General features: G+C 64.3%; 12 protein-coding genes. 4 read left to right on the forward strand and 8 right to left on the reverse strand.

What is annotated here, in order from left to right; all coding sequences use genetic code 11:
* Window positions 1-111: 111 nt before the first annotated feature.
* The 5 genes from J9314_RS01790 to J9314_RS01810 all read right to left on the reverse strand — a co-directional run bounded on the left by J9314_RS01790 (window position 112) and on the right by J9314_RS01810 (window position 5,367).
* Window positions 112-1,632, reverse strand: coding sequence for an aldehyde dehydrogenase (locus tag J9314_RS01790; RefSeq protein ID WP_210604210.1), 1,521 nt, complete (start codon window positions 1,630-1,632; stop codon window positions 112-114).
* A 36-nt stretch (window positions 1,633-1,668) separates the two neighbouring features.
* Complete coding sequence (locus J9314_RS01795) at window positions 1,669-3,069, reverse strand: MFS transporter (RefSeq protein WP_210604211.1); 1,401 nt, start codon at window positions 3,067-3,069, stop codon at window positions 1,669-1,671.
* 65 nt (window positions 3,070-3,134) lie between these two features.
* Window positions 3,135-4,268 (reverse strand): M20 family metallopeptidase, encoded by a 1,134-nt coding sequence (locus J9314_RS01800; protein ID WP_210604212.1) that lies wholly within the window; start codon window positions 4,266-4,268, stop codon window positions 3,135-3,137.
* On the reverse strand, window positions 4,265-4,948 hold the full coding sequence (locus tag J9314_RS01805) for a DUF1028 domain-containing protein (RefSeq protein ID WP_210604213.1): 684 nt from the start codon (window positions 4,946-4,948) through the stop codon (window positions 4,265-4,267). Before J9314_RS01805 ends, J9314_RS01800 begins: the two co-directional genes overlap by 4 nt.
* Window positions 4,945-5,367, reverse strand: a complete 423-nt coding sequence (locus J9314_RS01810) for a RidA family protein (RefSeq protein ID WP_210605479.1) — start codon at window positions 5,365-5,367, stop codon at window positions 4,945-4,947. The genes J9314_RS01805 and J9314_RS01810 overlap by 4 nt, the downstream gene beginning before the upstream one ends.
* A gap of 163 nt (window positions 5,368-5,530) precedes the next feature.
* Between J9314_RS01810 and J9314_RS01815 the strand changes: the two genes are divergently transcribed.
* The 3 genes from J9314_RS01815 to J9314_RS01825 all read left to right on the forward strand — a co-directional run bounded on the left by J9314_RS01815 (window position 5,531) and on the right by J9314_RS01825 (window position 9,588).
* Window positions 5,531-6,451, forward strand: a complete 921-nt coding sequence (locus J9314_RS01815; RefSeq protein WP_210604214.1) for a LysR substrate-binding domain-containing protein — start codon at window positions 5,531-5,533, stop codon at window positions 6,449-6,451.
* Between the two features lie 236 nt (window positions 6,452-6,687).
* Window positions 6,688-7,980 (forward strand): flavin-containing monooxygenase, encoded by a 1,293-nt coding sequence (locus J9314_RS01820; RefSeq protein ID WP_210604215.1) that lies wholly within the window; start codon window positions 6,688-6,690, stop codon window positions 7,978-7,980.
* A 51-nt stretch (window positions 7,981-8,031) separates the two neighbouring features.
* The gene (locus J9314_RS01825) at window positions 8,032-9,588 is read left to right on the forward strand and encodes an aspartate ammonia-lyase (RefSeq protein WP_210604216.1); all 1,557 of its coding nucleotides are present in this window, start codon (window positions 8,032-8,034) and stop codon (window positions 9,586-9,588) included.
* Between the two features lie 104 nt (window positions 9,589-9,692).
* Here the strand turns inward: J9314_RS01825 and J9314_RS01830 are convergent, their stop codons facing one another.
* Together J9314_RS01830 and J9314_RS01835 are read right to left on the reverse strand one after the other, a co-directional pair.
* Complete coding sequence (locus J9314_RS01830; protein ID WP_210604217.1) at window positions 9,693-10,772, reverse strand: NAD/NADP-dependent octopine/nopaline dehydrogenase family protein; 1,080 nt, start codon at window positions 10,770-10,772, stop codon at window positions 9,693-9,695.
* Window positions 10,773-10,829: 57 nt separating this feature from the next.
* Window positions 10,830-12,425, reverse strand: coding sequence for an AbgT family transporter (locus J9314_RS01835; protein WP_210604218.1), 1,596 nt, complete (start codon window positions 12,423-12,425; stop codon window positions 10,830-10,832).
* Between the two features lie 171 nt (window positions 12,426-12,596).
* Between J9314_RS01835 and J9314_RS01840 the strand changes: the two genes are divergently transcribed.
* On the forward strand, window positions 12,597-13,283 hold the full coding sequence (locus J9314_RS01840; RefSeq protein ID WP_210604219.1) for a GntR family transcriptional regulator: 687 nt from the start codon (window positions 12,597-12,599) through the stop codon (window positions 13,281-13,283).
* Window positions 13,284-13,382: 99 nt separating this feature from the next.
* Here the strand turns inward: J9314_RS01840 and J9314_RS01845 are convergent, their stop codons facing one another.
* The gene (locus J9314_RS01845; protein ID WP_246490554.1) at window positions 13,383-13,979 is read right to left on the reverse strand and encodes a DedA family protein; all 597 of its coding nucleotides are present in this window, start codon (window positions 13,977-13,979) and stop codon (window positions 13,383-13,385) included.
* Between the last annotated feature and the right edge of the window lie 35 nt (window positions 13,980-14,014).

A 14,014-nucleotide genomic window follows, 5' to 3' on the forward strand; every position in this document is an offset into this window, starting at 1 on the left:
GTGTGAGATTGGAAATATTTTAGGCGGCGGCAAGGCCCGGACAGTTCGAGGGAAGAGCGGGCATGACCGGCGTGCCATGGGCTGTGAGCACGTCTACTAGTAGGGGTGACTTCACCCCCACTGCAGCCAGGTCGTCTTGAGATCCGTGTAGTTCTCAAGAGCATGGACGGACAGGTCACGGCCGAACCCGGACTGTTTGAATCCGCCGAACGGTGTCGTGAAGCCGAGGGCGTCGACGGTGTTGACCGACACCGTGCCAGCCGTCAGTCGGGAGGACACTCGATGAGCACGTGACATGCTTCCGGTCCACAGCGCCGCGGCAAGGCCGTAGCGAGTCTCATTCGCCTTCGCGATCGCTTCCTCTTCGCTGTCAAAAGCGGTGACGAGAGCGACCGGGCCGAACACCTCGTACTCGTGCAGGCGATGATCAGCCGGCAGGTCGGTGACGATGGTCGGATCGACGAACGTCTTCATGCCGTTGATCTCCGGCCGGTTGCCGCCTTTGACGATCGTTCCGTCGGCACGCGCCTGTTCGATGCAGTCCCACACCTCGTCGGCGTGCTTCTCGGATACGAGCGAACCGATAGCCGTAGCAGGATCGAGCGGATCGCCAGGCTGGTACGAATCGGCCGCAGCTGTGAACAGGTCGAGGAACTCCTCGTAGACGTCGCGTTCGACGAAGATGCGCGAAGTGGCCGAGCAGACCTCTCCCTGGTTGTAGAAGATCCCGAACGCCGCCTTCTCCGCCGCCGCCCCGAGGTCATCGGTATCGGTGAAGATGACGTTCGCGCTCTTTCCGCCGGCCTCGAGCGCCAAACGCTTCATATTCGATTCGCCGGCATAGACCTGAAGCTGTTTGGCCACCTCGGTGGATCCGGTGAAGCCGAGCATGTCGACATCCATGTGTCGACCGAGCGCCTCACCGACGACCGAGCCTCGACCCGGGACGACGTTGAGGATGCCGGCAGGAACGCCGGCTTCGACCGCGAGTTCGGCGAGGAGCAGGATGGAGTGCGAAGCCTCGACAGGCGGCTTGACGACGAGGGCATTGCCCGCGGCCAACGCCGGAGCGATCTTCCACGTCGCGATCTCTAGCGGATAGTTCCACGGCACGATGACACCGATGACGCCCAAGGGCTCGCGCGTGACCAGAGCCGTGGAACCGGCAGGGGTCACCGGGATCTCGTCGCTGAGCTTCTCTATCGCCTCCCCGTAGAAACGGTAGAGCGCTGCCGCACCCGGGGCATCGATCGTCGACGACTCGCCGATCGGTTTGCCCATGTCGAGTGTGTCCAACAGTGCGAACTCATCCGACCGTGCCTCGATGAGGTCGGCAAGTCGCAGCAGAACCTCGCGTCGGTGTGTCACCGAAGCCCGCGACCAGGCACCGGAGTCGAACGCGGTGCGAGCGCTCGCCACCGCAGCGTCGACATCGCTGCCGCCGGCGAGGTGGAGCTGCGAGATCACCTCTCCGGTGGCGGGATTGGTCTTCGCATGGGTCTGACCCGACCGGGCATCGACCCGGCGGCCGTCGATGACCGGTCGACCGTCGATGGTCAGTGCCGCTGCGGCAGCGCGCCAGTCAGCGAGCGTGGTCGGTCGAGTGGCCGTATCCGGCAGAGTGGCGGTCATGGGCGTTCTCCTTCGATGAGTGACGGATGTGGATGGTCAGCGGTCGTTGAGCGGACGCGAATTCGCCGGCGCGGCTCCGTCCGCGGTCGTGGCCGGCGGTGCCGACGAAGCCTCGGCGTCCTCAAGATCGTCGGCCTTGAGCAGATCGATGCCGCGGGTCTCCGGAAGGGAGGCGACGGTGACGATGCCGATGACGCCGACCACAGCGAGGAACCAGCCGGGACTGAGCGTGCTGCCGGTGGAGTCGATGAGCCACGTGAGGATGTAGGGAGCCGTGCCGGCGAAGAGTGCCGCCGTCAGCGCGTAGGCGATCGACAGGCCGGTCTGCCTGGTCCGTGTCGGGAAGAGTTCGACGACGGTGGCGGCATGCGTGCCGAGGATGATCGCCAGGATGAAGGCAAGGCCGAAGGTCGAGACGAACGAGGCCCACGGGTAGTCGGCGCCCATGAGGATGAACAGCGGTACGGAGAGGACCGTGAGAGCGATCGCCGCGGTCATGAGCACGGGTTTGCGGCCGAAGCGGTCCGAGGCGATTCCGGCCAAGGGGACGATGACGAGTCCCAACGCCGAGGCCAGTGTTGAGAGCAGCGCGGCGCGACCGGGATCGATGCCGACCGCTGTCTCCTGGTAGGTGAGCAGGTAGACGAGGACGACGTAGAAGGTGACGTTCATGAACGTCTCCATTCCACACGTCTGCAGGAACTGCTTGGGATTGCGCTTGAAGACCTCACGCAGCGGCGTCTCCGAGACCGTCTCCATCTTCTGCAGTGCCTCGAACTCAGGGGTGTCCTCGATCCTGCGTCGAATATAGAGGCCGATGAGTCCCAGGGGCACGGTGATGAGGAACGGAATCCGCCAACCCCACGCGGTGACCTGGTCCGGGGTGAGTGCCTGGTTGAGGAGGAAGACGACGAAGCTCGCGAGCAGGAACCCGAGAAGGGACCCGAACTCCAGCCAGCTGCAGCCGAAGCCGCGACGTTTCCGTGGCGAGAATTCGCCGAGGAAGGCCGCCGCACTGCCGAATTCGCCACCGGCGGCCAGACCCTGGACGATGCGGGTGAGAATGAGGAGGATCGGAGCGAGCACTCCGATGGTCGAGTACGTCGGGAGCACGCCGAGCACGAGCGTCGACAGCGCCATGGCGAGGATGACCAGGGACAGCGTGTGCTTGCGTCCGAGCTTGTCGCCGAGGCGGCCGAAGATGATCGCCCCGATCGGCCTGACGAGGAACGAGACGGCGAAGACCGCGAACGTGGCGAGCAGCCCGGCAGTGCTGTCCTCCTCGGGAAAGAAGATCGCCGCGATCGTCGTGGCCATATACGCATAGACCGCCCAGTCGAACCAATGGACGAGGACGCCGATCGATCCGGCGACCACGCTCTTCTGCAGTCCCTTCTTGTACGCCAGTCCTTCGGCGTTCGGAGTGTCACCCGACATGCCAATTCCTCCTTTGGAATCGTGGTCGTGTCGGCACGGCGGTTCCGCGCCGAAACAGTGGTCGTTCAGGTTCGACGCGTACTCACGTCGACTGCGGTCCAGGCCAGTGCTGTGGCCCCGTCGAGGAGCGTGCGTTCGGCCCGGGGGCCGATGCACGATTCGGCGAAAGCCGCCTGATGGTTGCTTGCGTCTCCACCGACACCGATGTAGGGGTGGATGGCATCGACGATCTGAGAGACATTGCCCATGTCGGTCGATGCCCGGTTCATCGTCGCGGCGATCGGATCGACGTCGAAGTCCCTTCCAAGCGCCACGGCGTTGGAACGGTAGAAGTCGAGTGCGGACTCGTCGGTGCGCATCTCGGCATACCGCTTGCTCTCCGGTGTGATCGTCAGCTCCGCACCGGTGGCCAAGGCTCCGGCCTCGAAGCAGTTGACGACCTTCTGCTCGAGGGCGAGCAGTTCGTCCGTCGTCTCGGCGCGGACATACCAGCGGCCCTCGGTCTTGGCCGGAATGGCATTGGGAGCCTCACCCCCGTTCGTCATCACACCGTGGACGCGAGCGGTCTTCGGCAGCTGCTGGCGCAGCAGGCCGAGCGCCACCTGCGCGATGAGGAAGGAATCGTTGGCGTTGATGCCGCGTTCCGGGTAGGCCGCCGCGTGTGCGGCCCGGCCGGTGTACTCCACATGCCAGTGGGTGACGGCGAAGGGCTGGGCCTCGGCGACATCGACGGGAGCCGGGTGTGCCATGAGCGCGAAGTCGAGTTCGGTGAAGGCACCGCGGTCGAGAAGCTCGATCTTCCCGCCGCCGCCTTCCTCGGCCGGCGTGCCGATGACCTCGACGGTGATGCCGAGCTCATCAGCGACCTCGGCGAGTCCGATCGCTCCACCGACGCTCATCGCCGAGATGAGGTTGTGGCCGCAGGCATGCCCGAGCCCGGGCAGAGCATCGTATTCGGCGAGGAAGCCGATGGTGAATTCTCCAGCCCCATAAGTGGCACGGAACGCTGTCTCGAGCCCGAGGTAGGGCTGTTCGACACTGAAGCCGTGAGCCGACAGGACTCCTGCGACCGCGGCCGAGGAGCGGAACTCCTGCCAACCGAGTTCGGGATCGTCGTGGAGAGCATTCGACAGCCCGACGAGCGTCGGTGCGACATCGTTGATCCGAGCGGCGATGCGGTCCTTGAGCGCGCTGCTCATCGGTCGTCTCCGGGCACTCCGTAGGAGGGGGAGGCGGCAGGGTCGAGGCCGCGGGTGATGTAGTCGTCGCGCTGCGGCATCCAGATGTCGAGGAGGCGACCGAGCTGACCGATCGGATCCTCGTCGGCCCAGTCGACGCGGAGGTCGGTGACCCGCCATCCGGTGCCGTTGACCACCGACAGTCCGGCCGAATGGACGGGGCCGGCCTCGCCTCCGGCGGCCATCGCCGCTTCGAAGGCTGCGAACAGCCGCTCTTCGAGACGCCCGGAGGAAGAGAGTGCAGTTTCGACGAACGCATCGAGGACATCAAGGGTGGCGAGCATATTGCCGCCGACGACCGCATTGGTCTCGGTGCGAGCTCCGAAGGTCCCGAGCGCCTGCGCACCCGAGTGCGCCGCGGTGTTTCCTGCGGAATCGATGACGAGCAGCTGTCGATAGTCGATCGCGGTCGGATCGGCCGCGGCGACCACGGCGTCGAGGGCCGACTGCGCGTCCTTGCCGCTGCCCATCTCATCGAGGATCGCGGTGCCGAGGCGAGGGTCGGTGATGTTCTGCGAATTCACGCCCCCGATGCCGTCGGCGAGGTTGATGCACCGTGCTGCGACGGCCGGGGAGGACGAGGAGATGGCCGAACCGAACTCGCCGGTCTCGGGGTCGTGGAGGAGGAGGGAGAAGGTCACTGGGCCACCTCGGTGGGAGCCGCCTCGGCGGGATCGCTGATGACGGCGGTCGCGTCGATCTCGACGAGCCATTCCGGGCGGGCCAACGCCTGAACGACGATGCCGGTGGACACGGGGAAGACGCCCTTCAGCCACGTGCCCATCGTGCGGTAGACGTCCTCGCGGTAGCGGGGATCGATGATGTAGACGGTGACCTTGACGATGTCGGCCAGACTGCTGCCGGCCTCCTCGAGGAGCATCGCGATGTTCGCCATCGCCTTCTCCGTCTGCGCGGTGACATCCCCGATGCCCACAGACTCGCGGGTGTCGAGGTCCTGGCCGATCTGTCCCCGCAGATAGACGACTCCGCCGGCGACGACGGCCTGGCAGAGGTCATTGTCGAGGTTCTGCTCGGGGTATGTGTCTTTGGTGTTGAACATCCGCAAACGGGTGTGTGTCGGCTGGGCCACGGAGATCTCCTCATCGAGTGGTTGTCGTCATGTGATCTGCCACCTATTCTCAGTAAGATCAGTGCATCTGTGAAATAGTTAAAATCTAGGCAGAGCATCTACAAAACAGATTCTTCGAACCCGGGGGGCCGCAATGGTGCAGAGATTCTCGATCACACTCACCCAGCTGTCGTACTTCGCCGAATGCGCGAAGACGCTCAATATGACCGAGGCGAGCCAGGAGCTGCACATCGCCCAGTCGGCAGTGTCGACGGCGATCAACCAACTCGAGAAGGCGCTCGGGGCTCCGCTCTTCGTCCGCCAGCACTCGAAGGGGCTCGTCCTCACGCCGGCAGGGGAGGGGCTGCTCCATGAGACGCGCGAGATCTTCGGCCGGATCACTGACGCCGTCGAGTCGATCCAGGCGGGCCAGCGGGAGGTGCGCGGCACCATCGTCATCGCCTGCTTCCAGACGATCGCGCCGTTCCTGCTGCCGCAGCTGCTTCAGCGTCTGGGGGAGCGGTATCCCGAGCTGAGCGTCGACGTCATCGAAGGCGACCACGAGGAGAGCATCGACGCACTGCGCTCCGGCCGAGCAGAGGTGGCGCTCAACTACGACCTCACGAAGTCCGAAGGTGTCCGTGCCGAGATCATCGGTGAAGCCAGGCCGCATGTCATCGTCGGCACCGGGCATCGGCTCGCACGGCGGAAGAAGATCTCATTGAACGAGCTCACCGATGACTCATTGGTCCTCCTCGATCTGCCGGACAGTCGGGAGTACTTCCTCGACATGCTCCGCATCGCCGGGATCACGCCTTCGGTGCGGTACCGCAGCACGAGCTACGAGACCGTGCGGTCGATGGTCGCCATGGGGTTGGGGTTCTCGATCCTCAATCAGCGACCGCGCATCCGTGAGACCTACACGGGTGAGCGGACGACGATCCTCGAGATCTCCGATGCCGTTCCCACACTCCACGTGGCGGTCTCCACGCTGGCTCGGTCGCGCATGACCGCGAAGGCCGCTGCCGTGACCGAAGCGGTCCGCGAGATCCTCGCCGAGGCGGGTGCTGAGTAGCGCTCGTTCGCTTACCTCTGAGTTCATTTTCCTGGGGCTGATCGCATACGTCCAAGTGATCGATTGACCACGAATGCATCTACTCATCAGATGCAGTTGACCGTGAAGAACTATTGGCTTCGGTCCTCACCTCTGCGGTTTGCTGGATGACGAAGAGCGACGACGAAGTTCGCTCCGACAGCAACGAAGCACACGCCGTAACCGCGATGACGGGCGGCGGACAAGGGAGGGCGATCATGCCGAAGACAGCCGCAGAGACCACCGAAGTCGTCATCATCGGTGGAGGCCAAGCCGGAATCGCAATGAGTGAGCATCTCAACGAACGGGGAGTCGACCACATCGTCCTCGAAAAGGATCGCGTCGCCGAAGCATGGCGGTCACGCCGCTGGGACTCGCTCGTCGCCAACGGGCCGGCCTGGCATGATCGATTCCCCACGCAGGAGTTTTCGGACACCGACCCGGACGGCTTCGCGACGAAGGGAGAGGTCGCCGACTACTTCCAGACCCTCGTCGACCGCAAGCACCTCCCCGTGCGCACGGGAGTGACGGTCACCTCGGTGACGGAGAACCCCGGTGCCCGCGGATACAAGGTCACCACGGATGCCGGCGAGATCGCTGCCGACTTCGTCGTCGCTGCGACGGGACCGTTCCAGATTCCGCGGATCCCCGACATCATCCCCGCCGAGGCGGAGCTCAATCAGCTGCACTCGAACTCGTACAAGAACCCCGAGCAGCTCGACGCCGGCGGTGTCCTCGTCGTCGGCGCAGGATCCTCGGGCGTGCAGATCGCCGCCGAGATCCAGAAATCGGGCCGACCCGTCCACCTCGCCGTCGGACCGCATGACCGTCCGCCCCGGTCCTACCGCGGACGCGACTTCTGCTGGTGGCTCGGGGTCCTGGGCCTGTGGGACCTCGCGACCCCTCCGGCCGGAGCTGAGCATGTGACGATCGCCGTCAGCGGCGCCCAAGGGGGCCACACCGTCGACTTCCGGGATCTCGCAGCATCGGGGATCACCCTGCTCGGGCGCGCAAACTCCTATGCCGACGGTCGGCTCATCATCGGCGACGACCTCCAGACGAACATCGCCCGCGGCGACGACAACTACCTGACGCTGCTGCGCGACGCCGATGATTACATCGAGCGCAACGGACTCGACCTTCCGCCCGAGCCGGAGGCTCACATCCTCGGACCCGACCCCGAGAGCGTGCGCGAACCGATCCGCGAACTCGATCTCGCCGGCGCCGGCATCACCACCGTGATCTGGGCGACGGGATTCGGCGTCGACTACTCATGGCTGGGCGTCGACGGAGTACTCGACGAGCGAGGCTACCCGGTGCAGAAGCGCGGAGTCAGCCCGGTCCCCGGCATGTACTTCCTCGGTCTGCCGTGGCTCTCCCGGCGCGGATCGAGCTTCATCTGGGGTGTGTGGCACGATGCGAAGTACCTCGCCGACCAGATCGGCATCCAGCGGATGTATCGCGACTACGCGCCGGTTCACGCAGACGACTTCGCCGAGGCCGTGTCATGAGGGCGGTCGCCCCTTCGGTCGGCGCTCGGAATGTGAGAGTCTGAAGACACTATGACTGAGTCGACTTCATCCTCACCGCAGACCGCTTCGATTCCTCTGACAGCCCAGAACCCGCAGGCTGCTCCCACCCGCACCGAGACCGACTCGATCGGCAGCCTCGAGGTCCCCGATACCGCGTACTGGGGTGTGCACACGGCCCGGGCGAACGAGAACTTCCCGATCACACGCCGCCCGATCAACGTCTATCCCGACTTCATCCGCGCCTTCGCCTGCGTCAAGCAGGCCGCGGCCAGGGCCAACGCTGAGATCGGAGCGCTCGACGAACAGCGCGCCAACCTCATCGACTCCGCTTGCGAGGAGATCAAGGCCGGTCGACTTCACGACCAGTTCACCGTCGGCGTCGTCCAGGGTGGGGCCGGGACCTCGACGAACATGAACGCCAACGAGGTCATCACCAACCGGGCCCTCGAGATCGGCGGCCACCCCAAGGGTGACTACACGTTCCTTAACCCCAACGACCACACGAATCACAGCCAGTCGACGAACGACACCTACCCGACGGCGATCAAGATCGCCTTGGCGTTCTCACTGCAGAACCTGCTGCAGGAACTCAGCCTGCTCGCCGACGCGTTCGCGGCCAAGGGCCGCGAGTTCGCCCATATCGTCAAGGTCGGCCGCACCCAGCTGCAGGACGCGGTGCCGATGACCCTCGGCCAGGAGTTCACGGCGTTCGCGACGACGCTGCGTGAGGATGTGCAGCGACTCGAGGAAGCCGTCGCCCTCCTCGGCGAGGTGAACATGGGAGCGACGGCGATCGGCACGTCGATCAACGCACCCGTCGGGTACAAGGAATCGGTGATCAGACACCTGCGCGAGATCACCGGACTCGACCTCGTCACGGCCGGCGACCTCGTCGAATCGACCTCGGACACGGGGGTGTTCATCACCTTCTCCGGGGCGCTCAAGCGCAGCGCCCTGAAGCTGTCGAAGATCGCCAATGACCTGCGTCTGCTGTCCTCGGGACCGCAGGCCGGCCTCGGCGAGATCAATCTGCCGGCCCGTCAGGCGGGCTCATCGATCATGCCCGGCAAGGTCAATCCGGTCATCCCCGAGGCGGTCTCGCAGGTCGCATACTCCGTGGCCGGGGCCGATGTCACCGTGTCGATGGCCGTCGAGGCCGGGCAGCTGCAGCTCAACGCGTTCGAACCGATCATCGCCCACTCGCTGTTCCAGTCGATCACGTGGCTCGAGCGTGCCTGCCAGACGTTCCGCGTCAACTGCGTCACCGGGATCACCGCCAACGAGGATCGGCTCGAGGGCATCGTCGACCGCTCGGTCACCGTCATCACCGCCCTCGCCCCGGTCATCGGATATGCGTCCGCGGCGAAGCTGGCCAAGGAGGCGCTGGCACGGAACGAATCGATCTCCGACCTCGTCGTCGAACACGGACTGCTCGAACGCGATGAGCTCGGTGAGATCCTCAGCCCCGAACGGCTGACCGGGATGCCCGCCGATGACAGCGTGGACAATTCCGCCGGCAGCGCCGAGGCGGTTCCCCGGGACGAGATGACCGGTGAGCTCGACGAGGTGCCGATTCAGGGGGAGTGAGACGTCTGACCGGCTGAGTCTTCGGGCCGGCGCCACGTGAGAACCGTGGATCGACGGCGCCCATTGCCTATCGGCTGGGCGCCGTCGTTCGGCCATACGCGTTCTCAGCGGACGCCGTGGCGAAAGACATCGAGAATGTCTTCGACCGTGGCTCCAGTCAGTCCCAGTGAGTCGACGGTGCGGCCGGTCTTCTGGAAGTCAACGCCGCACAGAACGCTGCCAATGGCGATGAACCCGTCGGTGAGCGGCATTTCCACGCCCGCCTCGTGCCCGATCGAGCTCCACGTGACCAACCCGAAAGGGATGTCTTCCGTGAAGTAGCGATGGGTGAGCGAATCCGGTTCCGGAAACGCCTGCCGACCATAGCCTTGGACGACGCGGTCGACGAACGATCCTTCGGTGACCCCATAGGCATCGGCGAGGAACTGCCAGAATCCGGTCGTGTCCGTGTGCAGAGTCGAAGACAGTGACAGTCTCTCCTGATCCAGAGCTTCGATGGCCTCTGCGATCCGCGGTGTCACCAGTGTGTGCTGGGGCAGACGATCAGCATCCTCGACCGTTTTGAAGTTGAGGACTGCCGGCGGGACGTGATAGATCGGATTCGAATTGCTCAGCCCGACCGCAAGACTGTCGACGGCCGCGGAGTAGTGCTCCCCGAAGAAGGGCGTCAAGCGATCGATCACCTCCTGCGTCCGGCTGTTCGGCAGGCTCGAGATACGTATCGAGTCCTTGATCGCGCCGACGAATACCCGTGCCGGCTCCTTGAGCCGGCACGTGTAGAGGCTCGTCGCACTCTCTGCGATGAGGCTCGGTCGACGATTCTCCAGGGCGAACTGCCGGGACAGTTCGACACCGCTGCCGAGTACGGTGGGCTGGAAGACGACGAGCTGCTCGGGCGTCAGAACCTGTGCCAACGATGCCGAAAGCCCGGGATGCGCGAAGGCGGGTGCCGCCACCACGATGACTTCGGCGCCGGTCACTGCGGCCTCGATGTCGGTCGTGAGCAGCTTCGGCATCGCCTTGCCCTCGATATCTCCGAAGAGTTCGATGCCTCCCCGATCACGGATCGGTTCGAACTCTCGGTCCCAGACGGAGTACAGACGGACCGAATGTCCATTCAACGTCATGTGTCCGGCAATCGTCTGTCCGACATTGCCTGCGCCGATGACGGCGATCGTTCCCATTTCTCTGTTCCTTTCGTTGTGGCTGCAGTTGTGCCGTTGGTGCCGCGGACGGCGCGGTCAGCGCACCGGTACGCCCGGTCCGAGCGGGATTCCGAGCAGATACCAGAGGACGAAGAAGGCCGTCCATACGATGAGCACCGCAACGGCGAGCGGAAGCGTGAAGGAGAGCATCGTGCCGACGCCGGCTCCTTTGCGGAAGTGCTGGACATATCCGAGGGCGAGCACGAAATAGCCGTTGAGCGGCGTGAGGCAGTTGGTCACCGAGTCGCCGATCATGAACGCGACCATCGCCGACTCCGGCCGCATCCCGATGTACATCACGAGCGGGACGAGCACGGGAGCGAGGATCGACCACATGGCTGAGCCACTGGTGATGAGCATATTGAGCACGCAGATCGCGGCGACGATGAGGAGCAGCAGCACAAGGTGCGGGGCGTTGAGCTGTTTGAACAGCTCAGCACCATTGACACTGATGACCGACCCGATATTGGTCCACTCGAAGTAGGCGAGGAACTGCGCTACGACGAAGAACAGAACAAGCACTGGTGCCAACGTGCGGATGCCCTCGGCCATCGCAGGCGGTACATCGCCGAGGGTGGGGATCGACTTCGTGATCCGTCCGTAGACGATGCCGAGCAGTCCGAAGACGATGGCGATGAAGATCGCGATGTTCTTGAGGACCGGGGATTGGATGATGCTGCCACCCTCTCCGCGGAAGGGCGAGCCTGGCATGAGCATGAGCGCGATACCGCCCGCTGCAATGACGAAGACGACCGCGGCGATGATGAGGCCGCGGCGTTCGTCGGCCTTGAGAGTCACAGATCCGCTGGTCTGTGCGGTCGTGTCCGTGTTGAAGAGCCGGTCGGACACAGTGAAATCCGCTTCAAGACGACTCTTGGAGAACTCTGGACGGCGACTGAGCAGCTTATCGACGACGACGGCAATCGTGACCGAAAGGATGACGGAAGAGGCGGCGGTGAAGAAGTAGGTTGCGAAGGGCGTGACAACGTAGTCCTTGTCGACGATGTGCGAGGCCGCCATCGACAGCGAAGCCCGGATCGCATCCGAGGGCGTGACGAGCGGGCTCGCATTGAACCCGACCGCAGTGGCCGCATAGGCGACCATGAGGCCGAGCAGCGGGCTTCGACCCGCGGCTCTGAAGGCCAATGCGCCGAGGGGGATCATCACAAGATATGCGGAATCCGACATCACGTGCGCGATCATGGAAGCGAACGCGATCGAGAATGTCAGCCATGCTCTCGGCAGTCGTCCGACTGTCACACGCAGCAAGGCGGTGAGCATCCCGCTGCGCTCTGCGATGCTCACGCCGAGGAGGACGACCACGATCATCGCGAGAGGCGGAAACGTTGCGTAGTTCGTCAGGGCATTCTCGATGGCGAAGAGAGCTCCGTCGACCGAGAACAGATTCTTGACCGCGGCCGTTGACCCATCAGCGGGAAGCGTCACTGACACTCCGAACCCGGCCATGATCGCGCTCGTGATTCCCAGGAGCGCACAGAGGATGACAAACAGCCAGAACGGATGGGGGAGTCGGTTCCCGGCTCGTTCGATGGCGCTCAGGATGCGATAGAGGCGGTTGTCAGGGTTGAGATCCTGCTCAGGTCCCGGATCGGTCTCGACTTCGGGCGTCATCGACCCTTCTTGTGGTTGTGAACTCATGGCACTCCGTTGTGGTGAGGTCCTCAGCGAGGACGGAAGGTGGATATGTTTCATGCAGTTCAAATACATGAAATATATAACAGGAATGCTAGGATCGCGGTGCGGGAAAAGTCAACCCTGCGCCGCATGATCGGGCATTGAGGCGTGGCCGAAAGGGAGTGTTCGATGGTTGCGAAAGTGTCAATGGCGGACCGGGCGTACTCCCGGCTGAAGAGGGATATCGTCGAGGCGCGCCTCCGTCCGGGGTCGGTGCTCTCGGATTCGGATATCGCCGAGCAGTATGAGATGAGCCGGACTCCGGTTCGGGAGGCAATAAACAACCTCCGCCGTGAGGGGCTCGTGGTGGTGCTGCCCAAGAGGGGCACCTTCGTCAAGACCATCGACTTCGCTGAGATTCACGACCTCTATACGCTGCGTACATTGGTCGAGCCCGAAGCCGCAGTCCTTGCCTCTCAGCGCGCTTCGAGCGAGGAGCTTGCCGAACTCGAGGAGCTGAGTTCTCAGAGCGTCGACCCAGATGCTTCGGCGCCGGTGCGCAACGCGCGCAACAGTCGGCTCCATGTTCGTATTGCCGAACTTTCGGGTATTCCGCTGCTGTCGCGGACTGTGCAGTCGATTCATGAAGAGATCGAACGGTGCCTCAATCTGCGGAGGGAACTCGGTCGTCCTTACAGCGCGGTCAATCACGGCCGACTTGTCGATGCGATCATGACTGGGGAGGCCGAGGTGATTCGGGAGACCGCTCTGTCCGGCATCGAGCGCGCGCGAGACCACATGACGGACGTTCTCTTCAGCCACTCCGGGGGTTCCACCCGAGATGCTGCTTCGTGAAGCGTGGTGAGCTCATCGGCCTCTCAGCATTGAGCGGATCGATCGGCCAGCCACTCTGTTGTCAAAGGCTGAGGCTGCTTGTTCAGCCGGGCCGCCTCCTTATTCCTGCGCGGCGGACCGTCGGCGTGCGAGGGCCGTGATGACGATCGGGACCACCGTGATGGCGACGATGCCGAGCGCGATGAGCTCGACATGGTCGGCCACCCACGGGATCGATCCGAACAGTGCCCCGCCGAGGCCGAACAGCGCCGCCCAGACCACTGCGCTCACGGCGTTCCACGTCGAGAACTTCGACCGCGGCATGTGCCCCGAGGCGGCCGCCGGGGCGATGAACGTGCGCACGATCGGCACGAACCGACCGAGCACGAGTGAGAGGCTGCCCCATTTGGCGAAGAACTGGGCCGCCTCGTCGAGGTGTTTCGTCTTGAGGATCTTGGCATCGTCGCGGAACAGCCGCGGACCGAGTCTGCGCCCGATCGCATAGCCGGCCTCACCGCCGGCCCACGCGGCGACCGCGGCGATGGCCGCGATGAGCATCCAGTTGATGTGGATCGCCCCGGCGACGATCGCCGCCGCGAACACGAGGCTGTCGCCCGGCAGGAACGGGAAGAGCAGGCCGTTCTCCACGAAGACGATGAGCGCGACCGCCACGAGCGCGAGCGGGCCCAGGGAGATGAGGATGCTGGTGATGTCCATACCTCCATCATCCGACATCCGGCCTGGGCGCGATC

The organism is Brevibacterium oceani (assembly GCF_017948325.1).
In the GTDB taxonomy this organism is placed as follows: Bacteria; Actinomycetota; Actinomycetes; order Actinomycetales; family Brevibacteriaceae; genus Brevibacterium; species Brevibacterium oceani.